Origin of the sequence: Candidatus Blastococcus massiliensis AP3 (assembly GCF_000582785.1) — a bacterium.
GTDB classification, from domain to species: domain Bacteria; phylum Actinomycetota; class Actinomycetes; order Mycobacteriales; family Geodermatophilaceae; genus Blastococcus; species Blastococcus massiliensis.
In genome coordinates, this window is record NZ_HG931174.1 from 285,331 (window position 1) to 305,423 (window position 20,093).

The following is a 20,093-nucleotide window of genomic DNA, read 5'->3' on the forward strand; positions in this document are numbered from 1 at the left end:
CGGGGACCGTCGCAGGGAGGCCACCGTGGACGTCGCACCGGCGCCCGGCGCTGTGATCGACCGGCTGAGGGCGGCCGGCTGCGTCTTCGCCGAGGAGGAGGCCGAGCTGCTGCTGGCCGCGACGTCGTCGTCGGCGGAGCTGGAGGAACTCGTGCGGCGCCGCGTCGGCGGCGAGCCCGTGGAGCAGCTGGTGGGCTGGGTCGCCTTCGACGGGCTGCGGATCGCGCTGGAGCCGGGCGTCTTCGTGCCGCGCCGGCGCACCGAGCTGCTGGCGGCCGAGGCCGCGGCACTCCTCGGACCAGGAAGCATCGTGGTCGACCTGTGCTGCGGCTCGGGCGCCGTCGGCGCGGCCCTGCTCGCCCGCGAGCCGGACCTGCTGCTGCACGCCGCCGACCTCGACCCGGCGGCGGTGCGGTGCGCGCGGCGCAACCTGCCCGGCGTCCCCGTGCACGAGGGCGACCTGTTCGGGGCGCTGCCTCCCGACCTCCGGGGACGGGTGGACGTGCTGGTCGCGAACGTGCCCTACGTGCCGACGGCGGCCGTAGCGCTGATGCCGCCCGAGGCGCGCGACCACGAAGCGCGCATGGCGCTCGACGGCGGGGACGACGGGCTCGCCGTCGCCCGGCGGGTGGTCTCCGGCGCCCGGGGGTGGCTGACAGCCGGCGGCTCGGTGCTGTTCGAGGCCGGCGAGACCCAGGTGACCGGTGCCGTGGAACTGGTCGCCGGTGCCGGGCTGCGCCCGCGGGTGGTCACCGACGACGAGCGGGGCGGGACCGTCGTCGTCGGACGGCTCGGTCCGTCCTGACCGTGGGGGGCGAGACTGGGCACGTGAGCGACGACGTGGTGATCTGCTCGGCGAAGGGCTGCCGGGCGCCGGCCGGCTTCGCGCTGGTCTGGAACAACCCGAAGGTGCACACCCCGGACCGGGAGAAGATCTGGACGGCGTGCGAGGAGCACCGCGAGCAGCTGTCGCACCACCTGGCGGCCCGCTCGTTCCTCCGCCGGGTGGACCCGCTGGACCAGGACCGCTAGCTAGCGCCGCAGGGCCGCCAGTTCCCGCCAGAGGTGGGCGGTGGCCTCGGCGGCCCGGTGCAGCATGGAGAGCAGCACCCGCTCGTTCGGCGAGTGGATGCGGTCGGTGGGCAGGCCGGCGCCGAGGAAGAGCAGCGGCGCGCCGAGCTGCTCGACCAGGTCGGCCTCCGGTCCGCTGCCGCCCTCCTTGAGGAACAGGACGTCATCGGCGTTCGAGTCCCAGGCCTGGGCGATGGCGGACAGCAGAGCGTCCATCCACGGCGAGTCCAGGTCGCTGGCACACGGCGCGACGCCGGCCGGCGGCGCGTGCACCTCGGCCTCGATGCCGGCCGGGAGTCGCGCGTCCACCCAGGCCTGGACCATCGCGCCGATCTCCTCCGGGCGCTGGTCGGCGACCAGCCGGAAGGTGAGCTTCGCGTGAGCCTCGGCCGGGATGATCGTCTTGTGGCCGGGGCCCTGGTAGCCGCCCCACATGCCGTTGACCTCCGCGGTCGGGCGGGCGCCGAGCCGCTCGAGGGTGGTGAACCCGGCCTCGCCCGCGGTGGCGCGGGAGGCGGCCGGGCCGGCCAGCCACTCCTGCTCGTCGAACGGGACGCGGCCCATGAGCTCGCGCTCGCGGTCGGACAGCGGGCGCACCTTGTCGTAGAAGCCGGGGATCGTGACCCGGCCCTGGTCGTCGTGGAGGCCCGCGAGGAGCTTCGCCATGGCGTGCAGCGGGTTGGGGACGGCGCCGCCGAACGAGCCGGAGTGCAGGTCGACGGTCGGGCCGCGCAGGGTGAGCTCGACGTCGGCCAGCCCGCGCATCGACGTCACCGCGCTGGGCAGGTCGGGTGCCGCCATGCCGGTGTCGCTGACGACGACGACGTCGCAGTCGAGCCGGTCGCGGCGCTCGCGCAGCAGCGCGGCGAAGTGCGGCGAGCCGGACTCCTCCTCGCCCTCGATCAGAAGCTTGACGGTGACGGCGGGGGTGTCGCGGCAGGTGGCGGCCAGGTGGGCGCGCATGCCGAGCAGGTGGAAGGCGACGTTGCCCTTGTCGTCGATGGCGCCCCGGGCGTGCAGCTCGGGGCCGTCGGGGCCCTCCACGAGGGTGGGCTCGAACGGCGGGTGCACCCACAGCTCGGGCGGGTCGACCGGCTGCACGTCGTGGTGGCCGTAGACCAGCGCGACCGGGGCGTCGGGGTCTGCGCTGCGCCACTCGGCGTAGACGGCGGGGGCGCCGGGGGTCGGCCAGATCTCCACGGTCGGGAAGCCGGTGCGGCGCAGCGCCTCGGCCAGCCACTCGGCGCTGGCAGCGACGTCGCCGGCGTGCGCGGGGTCGGCGGAGATCGACGGGATGCGCAGCCAGGCGTCGAGGTCGGCGTGCAGGTCGTCGAGGTGGGCGCGGACGAACTCGCGCTCGGGGCTGGCCACGGCTCCCGACGGTAGTGCTGCGGGCGGCCTCCCCTGCTCCCGGCTAGCGTCCGGGGCATGCCCGGAGAGCTGCTGCGCACCGATGTCGGCGACCTGACCTTCGACGTGCGGGTCGACGGCCCGGAGGACGGGCGGCCGGTGCTGCTGCTGCACGGCTTCCCGGAGACCTCGGCGTCGTGGGCTGCCGTCACGCCGCTGCTGACCCAGGCGGGGCTGCGTACCTACGCCCCCGATCAGCTGGGCTACTCCCCCGGCGCCCGCCCCACGGAGGTCGGGGCCTACGCGGTCCAGAACCTGGCGCAGGTGACAGCGGACCTGATGACCGCCCTGGAGATCCCGGTCGCCGACGTCGTCGGCCACGACTGGGGCGCGAACGTGGCGTGGGCGGTGGCCGGCTGGCACGCCGACCGCGTGCGTTCGCTGACGGCGGTGTCGGTGCCGCACCCGGCGGCGTACACCGCTGCCTTCCGTGCGGACCCGGAGCAGAAGGAGCGCTCGGCCTACATCCGGCTGTTCTGGCAGGAGGGCAAGGCCGAGGAGGTCCTGCTCGCCGACGACGCACGCCGGTTGCGCCGGATGTTCGGGGACGCGGTGCCGGCGGAGGCGGTGGACGAGTACGTGGCTGTGCTGTCGGCACCGGGAGCGCTCACCGCGGCGCTGAACTGGTACCGGGCGATGAGCTCGGACACCCGCGTGGACCCTTCTCCCGTGCCGACGACGTATGTGTGGAGTGACGGCGACGTGGCCGTGGGCCGGACCGCGGCGGAGGCGTGCGAGCAGTTCGTGACCGGCGACTACCGGTTCGTGGAGCTGGCCGGGATCACGCACTGGATCCCGGAGCAGGCCCCCGAGCAGCTCGCCCGCGCGATCCTGGACCGCATCGCGACCTCGTGAGCCGACAGGCCTTCCACGATCGCCTCACCCGCCATGCTCCTCAGCCGGCGCGGCGAACGTCACGTTGAAAGGCGAACCGCATCCGGCCGACTATCACTATGTCCGAGCAAGTCGGGAAAGTTCACCACCCGCCCAGCGAGGGCAAGTATTCGTCGACAGATTCGATAGGTCGAAGCGCCCCAAAGGACGAGCGTGCCAACAAATGAGATCAGCACCATAGGCACCGACTGCGAGAAAACTTCGACAGATGGTCCCGCGTTCCACAAGAGTGGAATGCCCACACTGAAACTCAAGGCCCACCCGCCGGCAAAGAGGGCGAGCATCGACAAGTAGTAGGCGCCCGACCCGTAGCCCCTTGTGAGCTTGTCGTTGAAGATCCGCGCGTACGCCGACTCGGTGAAGAGAGGTGGCAACGCCTCGCTGCCGAACCGGATATGCAGATTCGGGGCGTGGAGCGTATGTCGTTCAAGAGACCTCCAGATCACCGCCGCCCTCCCCAGCCGCAGCAGTTCACCCAAGTACACCAAGTTGGCTATGACGGAGACGCCAGGCGCAGCCACGGCGAAAAGAATAAACAACACCACGCTGTTCGGCTCACCACGCTCCGGATTTGCGTAGACGAGGCCGCCGAACACTACCCCCGCCAACACAGTTCCATACCAAGCAAGCGCCCTTTGCTGCATCTCCCGACTTTGCATGGAATCCGCGTGCAGGAACGCCAATGCAGTTTGCAGCAGTGCCACTCTGACCTCAACGGGTTCGACACCCATAAAGGAGGGCTCCGCCGCGGCTGTGACGGGAGGCCTGAGCCGCCGCATGATGCGCTCGATCACGCACACATGATCAGGCACGAAGGGCAGCGTGGCGCTTCAGACCTCTGACCGTCCACGGCCACGCGGCGTGGCTCATGTGATGGCCAGGTCCCTCCGCTTCGGGACAACGCGGGTCGCTGCGCCCCCTTCGCTGGCACCGTCGACCGCGGCCAAAGTCAACTAGCCGAGCCGGTGATCAGCGCGAGAAGTCCGGCCTCGTCGAGGAGGTCGACCGGGCGCACGGTCTCCTTCGCGCCGACGTGGTGGAACCCGGCGCTCACCTGCTCGACCGGCACCCCGGTCAGCCGCGACCAGCCGAGCCGGTAGGCGGCGAGCTGCACCGCGGCGGCGGCCAGTTCGGCGCCCGACGGCGGCGGGCCGGTCTTCCAGTCGATGACCTCGAAGTTCCCGTCGGCGTCGGCGAACACCGCGTCGATCCGGCCGCGCAGGGTGAGCGGGCCCAGCGGCGTCTCGAACGGCACCTCGACCTCGACCGGCTGGCGGTCGGCCCACTCGCTGGCGAGGAACGCCTCCTGCAGTGCGGCGAGCTCGTCGTCGGGTGCGGCGAACTCGTCGCCGGAACCGGGCAGCTCGTCCAGGTCGACCAGCCGCGCGGCACCGAACCGCTCCTCCAGCCAGGTGTGGAAGGCGGTGCCGCGGCGGGCCTGCGGCGCGGGTGCCGCGGGCATCGGACGGCGCAGCCGACGCGCCAGCTCGGCCGGGTCGCGGCGCAGGGTGACCAGCGCCGACACCGACAGGTGAGACGGCAACGGGACGTCGACGGTGGGTCCGGCGTGCCGGGCTCGCTCGCGCAGCAGCAGGTCGGCGTCGCGGACCCAGGACGCGACCACGTCGTCCTCCTCGCCCAGCGACCGCTCCGGGTCGAGCGGGTGCGGCGCGGCGGACTCCACCAGCTCCGCGGCCGCACTGAGCGCCCGACGTCGGCGGGCCGACAGCGGATCGGTCGGCCACACCCCGATCGGCCACTCCTCCAGCGCGGGATTGGTCGCGCCGTCCTCCGGCGCCTCCGCCCAGTGCACGACCTCGCCCGCGCCGTCCTCGCACGCCTGCTTCACCGTGTGCAGCAGCACCGACGGCCCGCAGGGGTTGACGCCGTCCCGCCACCAGCTGCCCGAGCAGAGCAGCAGGTGCCGGGCGCGGGTGACCGCCACGTAGCCCAGCCGGATCTCCTCGTCCCGGCCGAAGTCCTTCCAGTCCTGCACGTACCGCTCGAGCGCGTCCCGGACGGCCGCCTGGTCTCCGGAGCCGGGCACCGGCAGCTTCAAGCGCGGCAGCTCGGCCCGGTCGGTGAGCCGCAGCTCGGCAGGGACGGCGCCCGGGTCCTTGATCCAGGAGTCGCTGGCGTTGCTCCGGGCCGGGAACTGGTCGACGGTCATGCCGGGGACGGCGACGACGTCCCACTCCAGGCCCTTGGCGGAGTGCCCGGTGAGCAGCTGCACCGCCTCGGGGTTGACCGCGACCTCACCCGGTTCCAGCCCGCGCTCGCGCTCGTCGGCGTCGCGGAGGTAGCCGAGGAACGCCGGCAGCGAGGGCAGCTCGGCGAGCTCGGTGAACTCGGCGGCGACGGCGTGCAGCGCGTCGAGGTGCGCGCGCGCCCCGGCCGGGCTGGCCTCGGGTGCGCTAGCCAGCTCGGTCTCCAGACCGAGGGTGCGGGCGACCTCGTCGACCAGGTCGGGCAGCGACTCCCCCAGCCGGTTGCGCAGGTGCGCGAGCTCCGCACCGAGCCGCCGCAGCCGGCGGTGGCCGGCGGGTGAGTACGCGGCGGCGTCGCCGAGGTCGTCGAGCGCCTCGACGATGCTCCCGCGCTCCGTCGGCGCCTCGACCGCGGCGCCCTCCTCGGTCGGCCGGGCCGGCCGGCGGGAGTGCACGAGGGCCCGCGCGCGGGCCTCCAGCGCGGCGAGGTCGCGCGGGCCGATCCGCCAGCGGGCGCCGGTCAGCAGCCGGCCGAGGGCGTCGCCCGCGGTCGGATCGACGAGGACGGTGAGGGTGGCGACGACATCGGAGACCTCGGGCACCTCCAGCAGGCCGCCCAGGCCGACCACCTCGACGGGCAGGCCACGTTCGCGCAGCGCCGCCGCGATGCCCGGGAGCTGCTTGCGGGTGCGGGCCAGCACGGCGACCGTCGGCGGCTTCCCGTCCGGCCGCTGCCCGATGACCGGGTCCTCCCCGCGCCAGCAGGCGGCCAGCCGGTCGGCGAGCGCCGCCGTCTCCTCGGCGATCGTCGCGTAGAGGCCGACGCTCACCGCGCCGCGGTCCGCCGTCGGGGCCGGCGTCAGGTCGGGCAGCGGCTGCTCCGGCGGCGGGAGCATCGCCGAGACCGCGTTCGCGACCGCGAGCACGCTCTCGTCGTTGCGCCAGCTCGTGGCCAGCGTGAGGCGCTCGGCCCGCTCCGCGCCGCGGCCGGGGAAGGTGCGGTCGAAGCGCTCGATGGTGCCGGCCGAGGCGCCGCGCCAGCCGTAGATGGACTGCCGCGGGTCGCCGACCGCCAGCACCGCGTGACCGGTGTCCCCGCCGAAGAGCGCCTCGAGCATGCGCAGCTGACCGACGCTGGTGTCCTGGTACTCGTCGAGCAGGACGACCTTCCACCGGGCGCGCTCGCGCCGGCCCACCTCGGGCGAGGAGACGGCGATCCGCGCGGCATGGGCCACCTGGTCGGCGTAGTCGATGGACCCCATGCCGCGCTTGCGCGCCTCGAACGCCTCGACCAGCGGGAGCAGCGCCACCCGGGCGCGTTGACGGGCGAGCATGTCGTTGACCGCGGCATAGGGGCCGCGCTTCTTCGGCGCGTCGGCGTAGCCGGCGATCTGCGCCTCCAGCCTCGCCGTCCAGTTCCGCAGCGCCGCCGGGCTCACGTCGTGCTCGCCCATCTCGGAGGCGAGCGCAAGAACGTCCTCGACGGTGGTGAGCAGGGTGAGCGGGACGTCGCTCATGTCGCCGGTGTACGCCGCCACCACGGTGGCCGCCTGGCCCCAGCACATCGCCGGTCCCAGCACCCCGGCGCCGGGCTCGACCCCGATGCGCAGCCCGTGCTCGGAGACCAGCGCCGCGGCGTACCCGTGATAGGTCGACACGGTGGGCTGGGCCACGGCCAGCCGCTCGCGCAGCTCGGGCTCGGTGTCGGGGTGCCGGGCGAGCGCACCGAGCCGCAGATGGACGCGCTCGTTGAGCTCGCTGGCGGCCTTGCGGGTGAAGGTGAGGCCGAGGATCTCCTCGGGCGCGACGATCCGGTTGGCCACCAGCCAGGAGACCCGGGCCGCCATCGTCTCGGTCTTGCCCGAGCCGGCACCGGCGACGACGACCAGCGGTCGGTCGGCGGGCGCCTCGACTACCCGGGCCTGCTCCGGGGACGGTGCGTAGGACAGGCCGCACCGGGCGGCCACCTCGGCCGGCGTGAGCAGCCTGCGCGGGGCGGCCGGCTCGTCGGCCGCGACGGCGAACAACTCGTCGAAGGAGAGCTGCTGCTCGTCGGCGGCGCGGCGGGTCATCCGGTCACCTGCCGGCCGCGCTCGTGCATCGGGCAGGTGCGCCGGGCCGGGCAGCGCGCGCAGTGGCTGCCGGTGCGCACCTCGAACGTCGCCGCGCCCATGCCCTCGCTCACCTCCGCGATCAGCTCACCGGCCCAGGTCTGCGGCAGCGGCAGATCCACCGGCAGCGGCTCCTGGTGCTGCTCCTTCGCCTTGGCGCCGGTACCGACCTGCAGCAGTGCCGCCCCACCGGGCACGTCGCCGTGGTCGCCGAAGCCACCGGCAGCCACCGCCACCTGGTAGGCGGCCAGCTGCCCGTGCTCCTCGGTGTTCTTCGCCGCCGTCTTCCCGGTCTTGAGGTCGACGACCACCAGCCGGCCCTCGCTGTCACGCTCGAGCCGGTCGACCTGGCCGCGCAGCCGTGCCCGGCCGACGACCACGTCGAAGTTCTCCTCGGCGCCGACCAGCTCCCGGTCGTTGGCGGCGTGCCAGCGGAGGAAGCGCCCGAGCATGTCCTGGGCCCCCTGCCGCTGCCGCTGGTCGGCCCAGCCCGGCCCGAGGTCGAGCTGGTCGAGTTCGCCGTCCAGCACGGCGGGGGCCTCGGCCGGCGGCAGGCCCTCGGCCACCTGCTGGGCGACCGCGTGCACCGCCGTGCCGACGGTCCGGGTGGCGTCGGGCGAGGCCTCCGCCCCCACGGCACCGAGCACCCAGCGCAGCGGGCAGCGCTGGAAGGTCTCGATGTGCGAGGGGCGGACGCGCACGTCGTCGTCCTCGGGCACCAGCGGGGCGTCGTCGGAGAGCGGCGCCAGCCCCCACCAGTCCCCCGGACCGGCGCCGGGCACCCGCTCGTCGGCCAGCCGGCGGAGCACGGACGCGGCAGCCGACCGGCGGGCAGCCGGCGTGGCCGGGTCGGTGACCGCCCGGCGCAGCTCGGCGACGAGCGCGGGCAGGGTGAGCGAGCGGGGCAGCTCGGTGAGCGGACGCCCGTCCTCCGGTGGCGGCTGGACGAGATCCAGGAACCGCGAGGCCGTTGCTCCGGCGTCGGCGCCGTCGAGGGCACCCTGCACCGCCGTCACGACCAGCCGTCGCCGTGCGCGGGTGACGGCGACGTAGAAGAGCCGGCGCTCCTCGGCCAGCGCGAGCGTGCGCCGGTCGACCGCCGCACCGTCGATGCCCGCGGCACGTTCCACCAGCTCCTCGGCACCCAGCAGCGAGGAGCGCTCGCGCAGGTCGGGCCAGACGCCCTCCTGAACCCCGGCGACGCAGACCAGGTCCCACTCCAGGCCCTTCGCGGCGTGCGCGGTGAGCAGGCGGACGGTCTCCCCCGCCGTCGCCCGGGCCGCGCCGCCCTCGCTGGGCAGCTCCTGCGCCGAGAGGTGCGCGACGAAGGCCCGCACGTCGGCCGAGGGCAGCCGGTCGACGAAGCCCGCGGCCGCGTCGAACAGCGCAACGACGGCGTCGAGATCGCGGTCGGCGACGGCACCGGAAGGCCCCCCGGCCGCGCTGGCGCGAGCCCACCGCCCGGCCAGCCCGCTGCGCTGCCACATGGCCCACAGCACGTCCTCGGCCGTGCCGCCCTGGGCCAGCGCGAGCCGGCCGGCGGCGAGCACGGCGGCGACCCTCAGCGCCGGCCCGGCGAGGTGCGCCGGCAGCGACTCCAGCAGCGCGTCGTCGGTGAGCACGGTGGCCAGCGGGGTACCGCGCTCGGCCGGGTCGACCCCCTGCGTGACCAGGGCGATCCGGACTGCACGTCGCAGCCGGCGCAGGTCGAGCACCGTGGCCCCGCCCAACGGCGAGGCGAGCAGGGACTCCGCGGCCGGCTCGTCGAGGCCGTTGACGATGCCCTCGTCCGGGTCCGTTCCCGGCTTCGGGAGCAGCGCGCCGAGTGCGCCGAGGAAGGGGGCGACGGCGGGCTGGGCGGCGAGCGGCAGGTCGTCGGCGGAGACGGCGACCGGCACCCCGGCCGAGGCGAGCGCCCGGCGCAGGGGCCCGAGGGCACCGGCGGTGCGGACCACGACCGCCATCCGGGACCAGGGCAGGCCGTCGAGCAGGTGTGCTCGCCGCAGCACGTCGGCCAGGTAGGCGGCCTCGACCGCGGTGGAGCCGAAGACGTGCACCTCGGCGGCGCCTGGGTCGGCCGACTCCCCCGCCGTCAGCCGGCGGTGCTCCCAGGGACCGGGCAGGCCCTCGGCGACGACGCGGCTGATCCGCAGCAGTTCGGCCCCCGACCGGCGGGAGACGCCGAGCGACACGCGAGCGGCCGGGCGCCCGTCGGTGTGCCGGAAGCGGTCGGGGAACTCGGTGATGCCGCGTGGCTCGGCTCCGCGGAAGGCGTAGATCGACTGGTCGGGGTCGCCGACCGCGACCAGGTTGCCGCCGCGGCCGGCGAGCAGCGCCAGCAGCTCGACCTGGGCGGGGTCGGTGTCCTGGTACTCGTCGACGAACAGCCAGCGCGCACGATCACGCTCCTGGCGCAGCAGCTCGGCGTCCCCGTCGAGCTCGGCGATCGCCTGCCGGACCAGCTCGGCCGGGTCGTAGCCCGATGCGTCGCCACGGCCGAGGGTGGAGAACGCGGTGACCGCCTCGTACTGCTCCTGGAACGCCGCGGCGTGCACCCAGTGGTCCCTGCCCGATTCCCGCCCCCAGGCGGCCAGCCGCGCGGAGTCGACGCCGCGCTCGGTGGCGCGCAGCAGCAGCTCGCGGAGCTCGGTGCGGAAGCCCGCGGTGCCCAGCGCCGGGGCGAGGTCGGCCGGCCAGCGGACGGCGCCCTCCTCCTCGACGTCGCCGCGGAGCAGTTCGGCGACGACGGCGTCCTGCTCGGCGGCGGTGAGCAGGCGGGGCGGGGCCTCACCGCGCAGCAGCGCCGCCCGGCGGAGGACGCCGTAGGCGTAGGAGTGGAAGGTGCGCGCCAGCGGCTCGCGGATGGTCTGCCCGACCCGGCCGGTGATGCGGGTGCGCAGCTCCGCCGCGGCCTTGCGGCTGAACGTCAGGACGAGGATCTGCTCGGGGTCGACGCCGGCCTCGATGCGGGTGGCGACCGCCTCGACGATCGTCGTCGTCTTGCCGGTGCCGGGCCCCGCGAGGACCAGCAGCGGCCCGGAGGGGTGGTCGACGACCGCCTGCTGCGTGGGGTCGAGCCGCGGGGCGGCCGCCCGGGGCTGCTCGCTCTGCACGAGCCGGTAGACCGGCGCCCCTCCCCCCTGTGCCACCTCTCGATGGAAGCACGCGCCACCGACACTTCCGCGACGCGCGGGGCACCTGTGGCGGGTGCCTCAGCCCTGCAACCGCCAGGGCTCCACGGCGACGGCATCGGCCGTGGCACGGTCTAGGTGGCCGACCTCCACCAGCCGGTTCAGGACGTGGGCCTGCCGGGCGGCGGCGCGCTCGGGGTGCACCAGCGGGTCGTAGGCGCTCGGGGCCTGCACGAGCCCGACCAGCACCGAGGCCTGCGCCCAGTCGAGGTCGGCCGGCGAGAGCCCGAAGTAGCCGCGCGCGGCCGCCTCGACGCCGTAGAACCCGTGCCCGAAGTAGGCGGCGTCCAGGTACATGCGCAGGATCTGCTCGTCGGTCCACCCGCGGTCGAGCTTGACGGCGAGCGCCACCGCGCGCGTCTTGGCCAGCGGGTCGGTGGCGCCGTCCTCGTAGACGACGCGGGCCAGCTGCTGGTGCAGAGTCGAGCCACCCAGGTCGTCGCCGGTGAGCAGTCCGAGAGGGGCCCGGAGGGCGCCGCGCCAGTCGATGCCGATGTGGTCGGCGAAGTGGCTGTCCTCGGTGGCCAGCAGGGCCGCCGCGATCCGCGGCGGCACGTCGCCGGCCAGCGGGATGCCCCCGAACGCGGTCAGCCGGGCGTCCACCCGGCCGCGAGCGTCGTCCACCCCCGGGGTGAGCGCCCACGCCGTCCCGAAGGCCAGGACGGCGACCACGACGAGGGCCAGCAGGAGGCGGCGCCCGATGCGGAGCAGGAAGGTCGGACGGCGGAGGCGCTCGGAGGTCGCAGTGGGCACCCGTGCATCCGATCGTCCGGCGCTGTCATCGCGCATCGTCCTTCCGGACGATCTTGGTGGTGACGTCGGTCATCCCGGGGGACGACTCACCGGGAAGCCGACCGTGGCCAGATCGACGCGCCCGTTCCTGATCGGCACCCCCTCCCCCGCCAGCAGCTCGAGCTGGCGGACGCGGACCGGTTCGGCGACCGAGCCGTCGGCGCGCACCACCCGGAACCAGGGCACCGCGCCACCGCCCTGGGAGAGCGCCCGCGCCACCCGGCGCGGCCCGATCCCGACGAGCCGCCCGATGGCGCCGTAGGTGCTCACCCGGCCGGGCGGGATCCGTTCGACGGCGTCGAACACGGCCTCGTCGACGTCGAGAGCGGCATCGGTCACCCGCCCATCCTGGACCGGCCCTCCGGCCCCGTTGCAGGGTTCCGCCGCGAGCGTGCGGGCGGTGGGGGGCAAGGGGGTCCTCCTGTCAGAAGTCCTTGCGGCCGAAGCGCGCCAGCATGCGGGTCTGCGGGGACGCGCCGGCCGAGACGTCGAGCGGCGGGTCGAAGAACCCGGGGACGCCGTCGTCCGGGAGCTGCTCGCCCAGGAGCAGCGTCGCCGTCACCAGCTCGCCGCCCAGCTCGGTGTCACCGCCGGTCGCCCGGGCGAGGTCCCAGGCGTGCACGGTCAGGTCGGCCGTCATCTCGAGGATGTACTGGGTCGCCGGCGTCGGACCGCGCTGGAGGTGCACGGTGCGCGCCAGGGCGTCGTCCTCGGCGAAGGCGGACAGCGAGCCGTCGGCGGCGGTCTCCCACCCGGTGAAGGGGTCCTCCCCGAGCAGATCGCCGGTGTCGTCGGGGAACCGACCCTCGGCGTACGGCTCGCCGGCCAGGAGGGGCGGCGCCCAGAGGTGCTCGCTCACCAGGTGCGCGACGAGGTCGCCGACCGTCCACCCGGGCAGCGCCTCGTCCTCCCACTGGTCCGGGTCGACGGCGTCCACGCGGTCGGTGAACAGCGCCTGCGCGCGCTGGAACAGTTCGAGGAGCTCCACGGGCGAGAAGTCGGCCATGCCGCCAGTCAAGACGACGACGGCCCGCCCCGCTCCCCCAGGGAGCAGCGCGGGCCGTCGATGCTGTCGATCAGTAGGTGGGCAGCGTCTTGTCGATGCGCGTGGCCCACGAGGTCACGCCGCCCTGGACGTGGACGGCGTCCCGGAAGCCGGCCGCCTTGACCGCCGCCAGGACCTCCGCCGAGCGCACGCCGGTCTTGCAGTGCAGCACGATCGGCTTGTCGTTCGGCAGCTCCGCCAGCGCGCGGCCGGAGAGGATCTCGTCCTTGGGGATCAGCCGGGCGCCCGGGATGGACACGATCTCGTACTCGTTGGGCTCCCGGACGTCGATCAGGTCGAAGTCCTTGCCCGCGTCCATCATGTCCTTGAGCTCGTCGACGGTGATCGTCGCGCCGGCCGCAGCCTCCTGAGCCTCCTCCGACACGACACCGCAGAAGTTGTCGTAGTCGATGAGCCCGGTGATCGGCTCCCCCTCGGGGTCCTTGCGCACCTTGATCGTGCGGAAGGTCATCTCCAGGGCGTCGTAGACCATGAGCCGGCCGAGCAGCGTCTCGCCGATGCCGGTGATCAGCTTGACCGCCTCGGTCGCCTGGATGGCGCCCACCGTGGCGCAGAGGACGCCGAGCACGCCGCCCTCGGCGCAGCTCGGGACCATGCCGGGCGGAGGCGGCACCGGGTAGAGGTCGCGGTAGTTGGGGCCGTGCTCGTTCCAGAAGACCGAGACCTGACCGTCGAAGCGGTAGATCGAACCCCACACGTAGGGCTTGTTCAGCAGCACGCAGGTGTCGTTGACCAGGTAGCGGGTCGCGAAGTTGTCGGTGCCGTCGACGATGAGGTCGTACTGGCTGAAGATCTCCATCGCGTTGTCGTTGTCCAGCCGCGTCTCGTGCAGGCGGACGTCGATCAGCGGGTTGATCTCCTTGATGGAGTCCCGCGCGCTCTGGGCCTTGGACCGGCCGATGTCGGAGACGCCGTGGATGATCTGGCGCTGCAGGTTCGACTCGTCGACGGTGTCGAACTCGATGATGCCGAGGGTGCCGACACCGGCCGCGGCCAGGTACATGAGCACCGGCGAGCCGAGACCGCCGGCGCCGACGGCGAGCACCTTGGCGTTCTTCAGCCGCTTCTGCCCGTCCATGCCGACGTCCGGGATGATCAGGTGGCGGCTGTAGCGGCGGACCTCGTCGATCGACAGGTCGGCGGCGGGCTCCACCAGGGGTGGCAGGGACACGCGAGCTCCTCGGTGTGGCGGTTTCTCCGGCTGGGCCGGTGCATTCATCCGCACAACAGCGTCCCAGGCGCGGCGATTCCCGCTGCCACCCGGCTGCCCGATGCCACCGTCGCCGGTGCTGCCTGCGACGTCCTCCCTCGCCGGAGCGCGTCCTCCCTCACCGCCCACCGTGCGGGAGGAGGCGCTGGGATCAGGTCACCTGATCCCAGCCGCTGCTACGGGTAGGGCCAGGCGTTCCTGGCGCAGCCGTCGAGACTCAGGGTCTGCTGGACCATGACCGGCGCGAGCTGACCGGGTGCGGGGCAGTCCACGTGGCCCTGGCCCAGCGCGTGGCCCACTTCGTGGTTCACGACGTACTGCCGGTAGGTCGGGATGTCGCCGTCGTAGTGCGGGACGGCCGTGGCCCAGCGGGCCAGGTTGATGACCGCGCGCTCGCCGTAGCGGCAGGACGTGTAGCCGCCGGTGCCCACGCCCGGGCAGTAGCGCTCCATGCTGCCGGGGCTGACCAGCGTCACCTTGAACTCGTACTGCGAGGCCGCCGCCTCCGCGACGCCCACCCGCTGGAACGACATCCGCCCGCCGTTGCCCCACGAGCGCGGGTCGCCCAGCGTCGCCTCGACCGCGGCGGCGAACGCCCCGCCGTCCACGTCGATGCCGTCCTCGACCTCCACCACGAACCGGCGCAGCGGCCCCGTGCCGTGCACCGGGCCGCTCCCGTCGACCACGGAGACGGTGCCGGCCCCCTGCTCGACGTAGGTGGTGGCGTCGGCCGCGGGCGCCGGCAGCTCGGAGGGTTCGGCATCGCCCTGCGCCGGGGCGCCGGGCTCGACGTCGGTCACCGGCATCGGCAGCACCGACGGCGTCGGCTGCGCGGCCACCCCGGCGGCGCCCGTGGTGTCGGTGCTCGTGGCGCCGTCGGCGGCGACGTCCACCAGCGCCACGAGGGTGGCCAGCGTCAGGAAGGGGATTGCGTAGGCCCGCCATCCGTACCGGCGGACGAGACCGCGGAGCGGACCGACCGACTCGGGAGCGCGCCGGCGGGCAGCCCGGGGCTCGGCGGCGGCGACGAGCGGTCCGTGCCGGGGGCGGGACGGGGCCGTTCCCGGACGGGCCGACCGGACGCGGACGGCGTCCCGGCCGTCGGCGCGGCGTCCCGACACTCCCGACCCCCTGCCTGCACCGTCCGTCGATGTCCGGCCGCCAGGGTCTCACGCTCCGTGCTGTGCCGGCCACAAGCGGGCAGGCCGGTCCGTTCAGCCTCCGGGCGGGGCGTCCAGCATCCCGAGGACCGCACGCGCGGTCGGCTCCGGCGCCTCCAGCATCGCCACGTGGCCGATCCCTTCGAGGAGGGTCAGCCGGGCGTCCGGGATCACCGCCGCCAACCGTGGGGCCAGCGCCGGATCGACCAGGCGGTCGCGGTCGCCCCAGACCACCAGGGTCGGTCGCTGCAGCGAGGCGGCCATGCGCCAGGCGTTGGCCCGGCCGACGCGCAGGTAGGAGGTGATCAGCCCGCGCATGCTCCCGGCCAGTGCCCGGTCGGCCCACGGCTGCTCGGCGCGTTCGCGCATCTCCCGCACGGCCTGGTCCACCCGCTCCTTCGGCACCCGGCGCGGATCGCCGAAGCACATCCGGATCATCGCCCGCACGTTCTGCTCCGGGGTGACCCCCGCCAGGCGGCGCTCCGCGAGGGACGTCGCGCCCGGCAGCAGGAGGAGCAGCAGCGCCTTGCTGAAGGCGTCGGGCACCCGGTACACCGGCATCGCCGGGGAGATCAGGGTGAGGGACGCGACCAGGTCGGGTCGCCGAGCGGCGACCAGGAGGCTCACCAGCCCCCCGAGGGAGTTGCCGAGGAGGTGGGCCGGCTCGCCCCCGCCCGGACCCGGCCGGCTGCGGACGTGCTCGAGGACGTCGACGACGGCGCGCACGTGGCCGCGGATCGAGTACCGCCCGCGCGGCGGCGGCTGCGAGAGACCGAACCCGGGCAGGTCGAGGGACCAGCCCTCCAGCCGGACAGCCAGCAGCGCGGCGAGATCGGTCCAGTTGGTCGAGGCGCCGCCCAGCCCGTGCACGTAGAGGGCGCGTCCCCGCGGGGCCCCGTCCCCGGGCCCGTCGACCGGACCGGCCCAGGGCGTGTACCGCACGAAGACCTCGCCGCCGCTCACCGCCAGCGGCTGTCCGGGCCAGGGCGGCAGGAGGACGTCCAGGCGGGGCAGTTCGTGGGACGACTCGTCCGCCTCGACGACGGGGTCGGACGGCCCGCCGGCCCTGCGCCGGGCGCCGTCGGAGGTCGTGGACTCGGGCATCGCCTCGACGGTAATCGCCGTCCGGACAGGGCGCGGCGCCCGGCCGAACCCGCCGGTAACATCGCGCTGCCATGCAGCCGCCACGTCCAGCGCCCGCCGCCAACCGGCGCACCTCCCGTCTGCCCCGGGGCGCCCGGCGGATCCAGCTGCTGCGCGCCGCCCAGGACGTGTTCGTCGCCCAGGGCTTCCACGCCGCCGCCATGGACGACATCGCCGACCGCGCCGGGGTCAGCAAGCCGGTCCTCTACCAGCACTTCCCGGGCAAGCGGGAGCTGTACCTGGCGCTGCTGGAGGAACACGTCTCCGAGCTGGCCGAGCGGGTCGCCGAGGCGATGGCCGCCACCGACAACAACCGGGCCCGCGTGGACGCGGCGGTCGGCGCCTACTTCGACTTCGTCGACGCCGACGGCGAGGCGTTCCGGCTGGTCTTCGAGTCCGACCTGCGCAACGACCCCGACGTCCGCGGGATCGTCGACCGCGGCACCGGCGTGTGCGTCGAGGCGATCGCCGAGGTGATCGCGGCCGACACCGACGCGGACCCCGAGCGGGCACTGCTCCTGGCCTCCGGGCTGACCGGCCTGGCCGAGGCCAGCGCGCGCTGGTGGCTGCCCCGCAAGGGCACGGTCTCCCGCGACGAGGCGGTGTCGGTCATGTCGGCGCTCGCCTGGCGCGGCATCTCCGGCTTCCCGCGCGTCGACGCCGGGCAGCCGCTGCACCCCTGAGCGTCGTCGCTCCGGCGCGTTCGCTGTCGGCGCACCGTCTCGAACCGCCCGCTGCCCCGGCCCTGGACTAGCGTTGGCGGCAGTCGCGCGAACCGAGGAGGCATCGCCCACGTGGAAGTCAAGATCGGCGTCCAGCACTCCCCCCGGGAGCTGGTCATCGACAGCCCCAAGACCCCTGACGAGATCGCTGCGGACGTGTCAGCAGCCATGTCCGGCAACACCAAGGACGGCCTGCTGACGCTCGTCGACGATCGGGGCCGGCGGATCGTCGTACCGGTCGACCGCATCGCCTACGTCGAGATCGCGCAGCCCGACCAGCGCCGGGTCGGGTTCATCTCCGGCGGAACCGCCTGAGAGAAGCACGCCGTCCGGAAGGGGGCGCCTCCGCTGCGGCGGGGGCGCCCCCTTCTGCGTGGTCGTGCCGAGTGGGGCCCGGAGGGTCCCGGGCAGGCACGACGGACGCGCTCGCCGCAGCAGGGGACCGCTCGTGGCCGCGGTGTCGGCCGGAGGCCGACGAATGTCATCGTGTTATGGATTCAGCCCGAGCGTCTTCATCCGCTCGGTGTGCGCGCTCGTGATCCGCTCGATCAGCCGGCCGACGCCGGCGAAGTCGCCGGTGCCGGTGATGATCAGCTCGGCCAGCCCGTCGTGCTCGGCGATGACCGCCTGCGACCGCGTGATGGCCTCGCCGACCAGGCGCCGCCCCCACAGCGCCAGGCGCCCGGCGAGCCGCCGGTCCGCGGCGATCGCGGCCCGCACCTCCCGGACGGCGAAGTCGGCGTGGCCGGTGTCGGCGAGCACCTCGAGCACGAGCGCCCGGTCGGGCTCGGGCAGGAACGAGGCGATCTCCCGGTAGAAGTCGGCGGCCAGCCCGTCGCCCACGTAGGCCTTCACCAGTCCCTCGAGCCAGGTGCTCGGCCGCGTCGACTCGTGGAAGGTGTCCAGCGCGGAGGTGAACGGCGCCATCGCGGCGGCCGGGTCGGCACCGAGCTCGACCAGACGCTCGGTGAGGCGGACGTGGTGGGTGATCTCGGCCGCCGCCATGCGGGCCAGCGCCGCCCGGCCGGTGAGCGTGGGGGCCAGCCGCGCGTCCTCGGCGAGCCGGTCGAACGCGGTCAGCTCGGCGTAGGCCAGCACGCCCAGCAGGTCGACGACGGCACCGGGCTCGGGCTGGCTCAACGCAGATCTCCTGGGGCTCGGGACGGCGTCCGGGCAGCGACGTGCCTGCCCACGGACGAGTGGCGGGGGCCACACCGTGCGTGCGGCGCGCCGAGGCTAACCGGTGCCCGCGCTACCATGGGCGCCAACGGGCCAATTAGGCCCGCCCCACTGTGCGCTGACGACCGTCGGACGACGCCCCTCCCGGGCCGTCTCCCGGGCAGTCCGCAGGGACGCCCGGTCATGCTGGCCGCGTCGGCGCTGGAACCGATCCCGCGACAACCGACCCGGGACAGGTCCGACGCTGCGAATCCCCGCCGCCGGAGCCGGTCCCCCAGCAGACCAGAGGCGAGACCGCTGACCTCCACCGAGAACACGCCCACGTCCACCGACATCCCCGCGACCGAAGCCCCGTCGACCGAAGCCCCGTCGACCGAGGCCCCGTCGACCGAGGCAGTTGCCCTCGAGCACGCCGAGACCGGCGCACCCGCTCCCGAGGAGCTCGAGTCGCAGGTCGAGGAGCTCGGCGGCGCCCCCGTCGCCAAGGACAGCCCGCTGTTCAGCGACTTCGACGTGCACCCCGACATCGTCGCCGCGCTGGCCGAGGCCGGGATCCACCGCACCTTCGCCATCCAGGAGCTGACGCTCCCCCTGGCGCTCACCGGCAATGACCTCATCGGTCAGGCGCGCACCGGCACCGGCAAGACCCTCGGCTTCGGCGTGCCGATGCTGCAGCGGGTCACGCCCCCTGCCGAGGGTGGCGACGGCGTCCCGCAGGCGCTGGTCGTCGTCCCCACCCGTGAGCTCTGCGTTCAGGTGGCCCGCGACCTGGGTGCCGCCGGCACCAAGCGCGGCATCCGCGTGCAGGCCATCTACGGCGGGCGCGCCTTCGAGCCGCAGATCGAGGCGTTGCAGAACGGCGTCGAGGTCGTCGTCGGCACGCCGGGCCGGCTGCTCGACCTCGCTCAGCGCGGCGATCTGATCCTCGGCAAGGTCAAGGCGCTCGTCCTCGACGAGGCCGACGAGATGCTCGACCTGGGCTTCCTGCCCGACATCGAGCGGATCCTCGCGATGGTCCCGGAGAAGCGGCAGACGATGCTCTTCTCGGCCACGATGCCCGGCCCGATCGTGACCCTGTCGCGCACGTTCATGACCCAGCCGACCCACATCCGCGCCCACGGCAACGACGAGGGTTCGACGGTTCCGCAGACCACGCAGTTCATCTACCGGGCGCACAACCTGGACAAGCCCGAGTTGCTCTCCCGCGTGCTGCAGTCCCGCGACCGCGGCCTGGTCATGGTCTTCTGCCGCACCAAGCGCACCGCCCAGAAGGTCGCCGACGAGCTCGTCGACCGCGGGTTCGCCGCGGCGGCCGTGCACGGCGACCTCGGTCAGGGCGCCCGCGAGCAGGCGCTGCGGGCCTTCCGCAGCGGCAAGGTCGACGTCCTGGTCGCCACCGACGTCGCCGCCCGCGGCATCGACGTCACCGGCGTCAGCCACGTCGTGAACTACCAGTGCCCCGAGGACGAGAAGACCTACGTGCACCGCATCGGCCGCACCGGCCGGGCCGGGTCCACCGGTGTCGCGGTCACGCTGGTCGACTGGGACGACATCCCCCGGTGGCAGCTGATCAACAAGGCGCTGGACCTCGGCTTCGACGACCCGCCGGAGACCTACTCCACGTCGCCGTGGGTCTACACCGACCTGGACGTGCCCGAGGGCGCCAAGGGCCGGCTGCCGCGCTCGCAGCGCACCCGCGAGGGCCTGGAGGCCGAGACGCTCGAGGACCTCGGCGAGACCGGCAAGCGCAACCGTCCCACCGCGGCTCCCGAGCGCGGCTCCCGCGGCCGCTCCGACGGCGAACGTCCCGCCGGGGGCGAGGGACCGTCCGGCGGCGGCAAGAGCCGTCCGCGCCGGCGCACCCGCAGCGGAGGCGGCTCGTCCGGCGACGGCGAGTCCGCGGCACCGGCCGCGTCCGGTTCCGACGCCGGCCCGCA

17 protein-coding genes are annotated in these 20,093 nt (G+C 74.3%); 6 read left to right on the forward strand and 11 right to left on the reverse strand.

Translation table 11 applies throughout. The annotated features are described in order from the left end of the window. Positions 1-25: 25 nt before the first annotated feature. Both BN344_RS09835 and BN344_RS09840 read left to right on the forward strand, forming a co-directional pair. A complete protein-coding gene (locus BN344_RS09835; protein WP_040338375.1) occupies positions 26-805 on the forward strand; it encodes a putative protein N(5)-glutamine methyltransferase in 780 nt (259 codons plus the stop codon). A 23-nt stretch (positions 806-828) separates the two neighbouring features. Next, on the forward strand, positions 829-1,032 hold the full coding sequence (locus BN344_RS09840) for a hypothetical protein (RefSeq protein ID WP_040338376.1): 204 nt from the start codon (positions 829-831) through the stop codon (positions 1,030-1,032). Here the strand turns inward: BN344_RS09840 and BN344_RS09845 are convergent, their stop codons facing one another. After that, the gene (locus tag BN344_RS09845) at positions 1,033-2,442 is read right to left on the reverse strand and encodes a M20/M25/M40 family metallo-hydrolase (RefSeq protein WP_040338377.1); all 1,410 of its coding nucleotides are present in this window, start codon (positions 2,440-2,442) and stop codon (positions 1,033-1,035) included. It lies immediately after the preceding gene. A gap of 57 nt (positions 2,443-2,499) precedes the next feature. On the opposite strand from BN344_RS09845, the gene BN344_RS09850 reads away from it, so the two are divergent. After that, positions 2,500-3,336: an alpha/beta fold hydrolase gene (locus BN344_RS09850; protein WP_040338378.1), complete on the forward strand. Its 837-nt coding sequence runs from the start codon at positions 2,500-2,502 to the stop codon at positions 3,334-3,336. 59 nt (positions 3,337-3,395) lie between these two features. On the opposite strand, the gene BN344_RS09855 is transcribed toward BN344_RS09850, so the two are convergent. From BN344_RS09855 to BN344_RS09895, 9 genes are all read right to left on the reverse strand, one after another. Next, positions 3,396-4,169: a hypothetical protein gene (locus BN344_RS09855; protein ID WP_155858829.1), complete on the reverse strand. Its 774-nt coding sequence runs from the start codon at positions 4,167-4,169 to the stop codon at positions 3,396-3,398. A 155-nt stretch (positions 4,170-4,324) separates the two neighbouring features. Further along, on the reverse strand, positions 4,325-7,654 hold the full coding sequence (locus BN344_RS09860; RefSeq protein ID WP_040338380.1) for an ATP-dependent DNA helicase: 3,330 nt from the start codon (positions 7,652-7,654) through the stop codon (positions 4,325-4,327). Beyond that, entirely contained in the window at positions 7,651-10,842 is a 3,192-nt protein-coding gene (locus BN344_RS09865; protein ID WP_231486703.1) for an ATP-dependent helicase, read from the reverse strand. The genes BN344_RS09860 and BN344_RS09865 overlap by 4 nt, the downstream gene beginning before the upstream one ends. A 63-nt stretch (positions 10,843-10,905) precedes the next feature. Further along, complete coding sequence (locus BN344_RS09870; protein ID WP_040338382.1) at positions 10,906-11,637, reverse strand: biosynthetic peptidoglycan transglycosylase; 732 nt, start codon at positions 11,635-11,637, stop codon at positions 10,906-10,908. A gap of 69 nt (positions 11,638-11,706) precedes the next feature. After that, entirely contained in the window at positions 11,707-12,015 is a 309-nt protein-coding gene (locus BN344_RS09875; protein WP_040338383.1) for an MGMT family protein, read from the reverse strand. 85 nt (positions 12,016-12,100) lie between these two features. Next, the gene (locus BN344_RS09880) at positions 12,101-12,682 is read right to left on the reverse strand and encodes a TIGR03086 family metal-binding protein (protein WP_040338384.1); all 582 of its coding nucleotides are present in this window, start codon (positions 12,680-12,682) and stop codon (positions 12,101-12,103) included. A 70-nt stretch (positions 12,683-12,752) separates the two neighbouring features. Then, positions 12,753-13,913 carry an adenylyltransferase/sulfurtransferase MoeZ gene (gene moeZ, locus BN344_RS09885; protein ID WP_040338385.1) on the reverse strand — a complete coding sequence of 387 codons (1,161 nt, stop codon included), beginning with the start codon at positions 13,911-13,913 and terminating at the stop codon, positions 12,753-12,755. Between the two features lie 215 nt (positions 13,914-14,128). Continuing rightward, positions 14,129-15,073, reverse strand: coding sequence for a DUF3152 domain-containing protein (locus tag BN344_RS19020; protein ID WP_081788525.1), 945 nt, complete (start codon positions 15,071-15,073; stop codon positions 14,129-14,131). Positions 15,074-15,166: 93 nt separating this feature from the next. After that, the gene (locus BN344_RS09895) at positions 15,167-16,216 is read right to left on the reverse strand and encodes an alpha/beta fold hydrolase (protein WP_051515766.1); all 1,050 of its coding nucleotides are present in this window, start codon (positions 16,214-16,216) and stop codon (positions 15,167-15,169) included. A 71-nt stretch (positions 16,217-16,287) separates the two neighbouring features. On the opposite strand from BN344_RS09895, the gene BN344_RS09900 reads away from it, so the two are divergent. Further along, complete coding sequence (locus BN344_RS09900; RefSeq protein ID WP_040338386.1) at positions 16,288-16,938, forward strand: TetR/AcrR family transcriptional regulator; 651 nt, start codon at positions 16,288-16,290, stop codon at positions 16,936-16,938. Positions 16,939-17,049: 111 nt separating this feature from the next. Next, positions 17,050-17,292, forward strand: coding sequence for a DUF3107 domain-containing protein (locus BN344_RS09905; protein WP_040338387.1), 243 nt, complete (start codon positions 17,050-17,052; stop codon positions 17,290-17,292). Positions 17,293-17,466: 174 nt separating this feature from the next. Here BN344_RS09905 and BN344_RS09910 read toward each other — a convergent pair whose 3' ends face one another. After that, complete coding sequence (locus BN344_RS09910; protein WP_040338388.1) at positions 17,467-18,117, reverse strand: ferritin-like fold-containing protein; 651 nt, start codon at positions 18,115-18,117, stop codon at positions 17,467-17,469. A gap of 222 nt (positions 18,118-18,339) precedes the next feature. Between BN344_RS09910 and BN344_RS19535 the strand changes: the two genes are divergently transcribed. Beyond that, a partial coding sequence (locus BN344_RS19535) for a DEAD/DEAH box helicase (protein ID WP_231486705.1) occupies positions 18,340-20,093 on the forward strand: 1,754 nt, incomplete at its 3' end.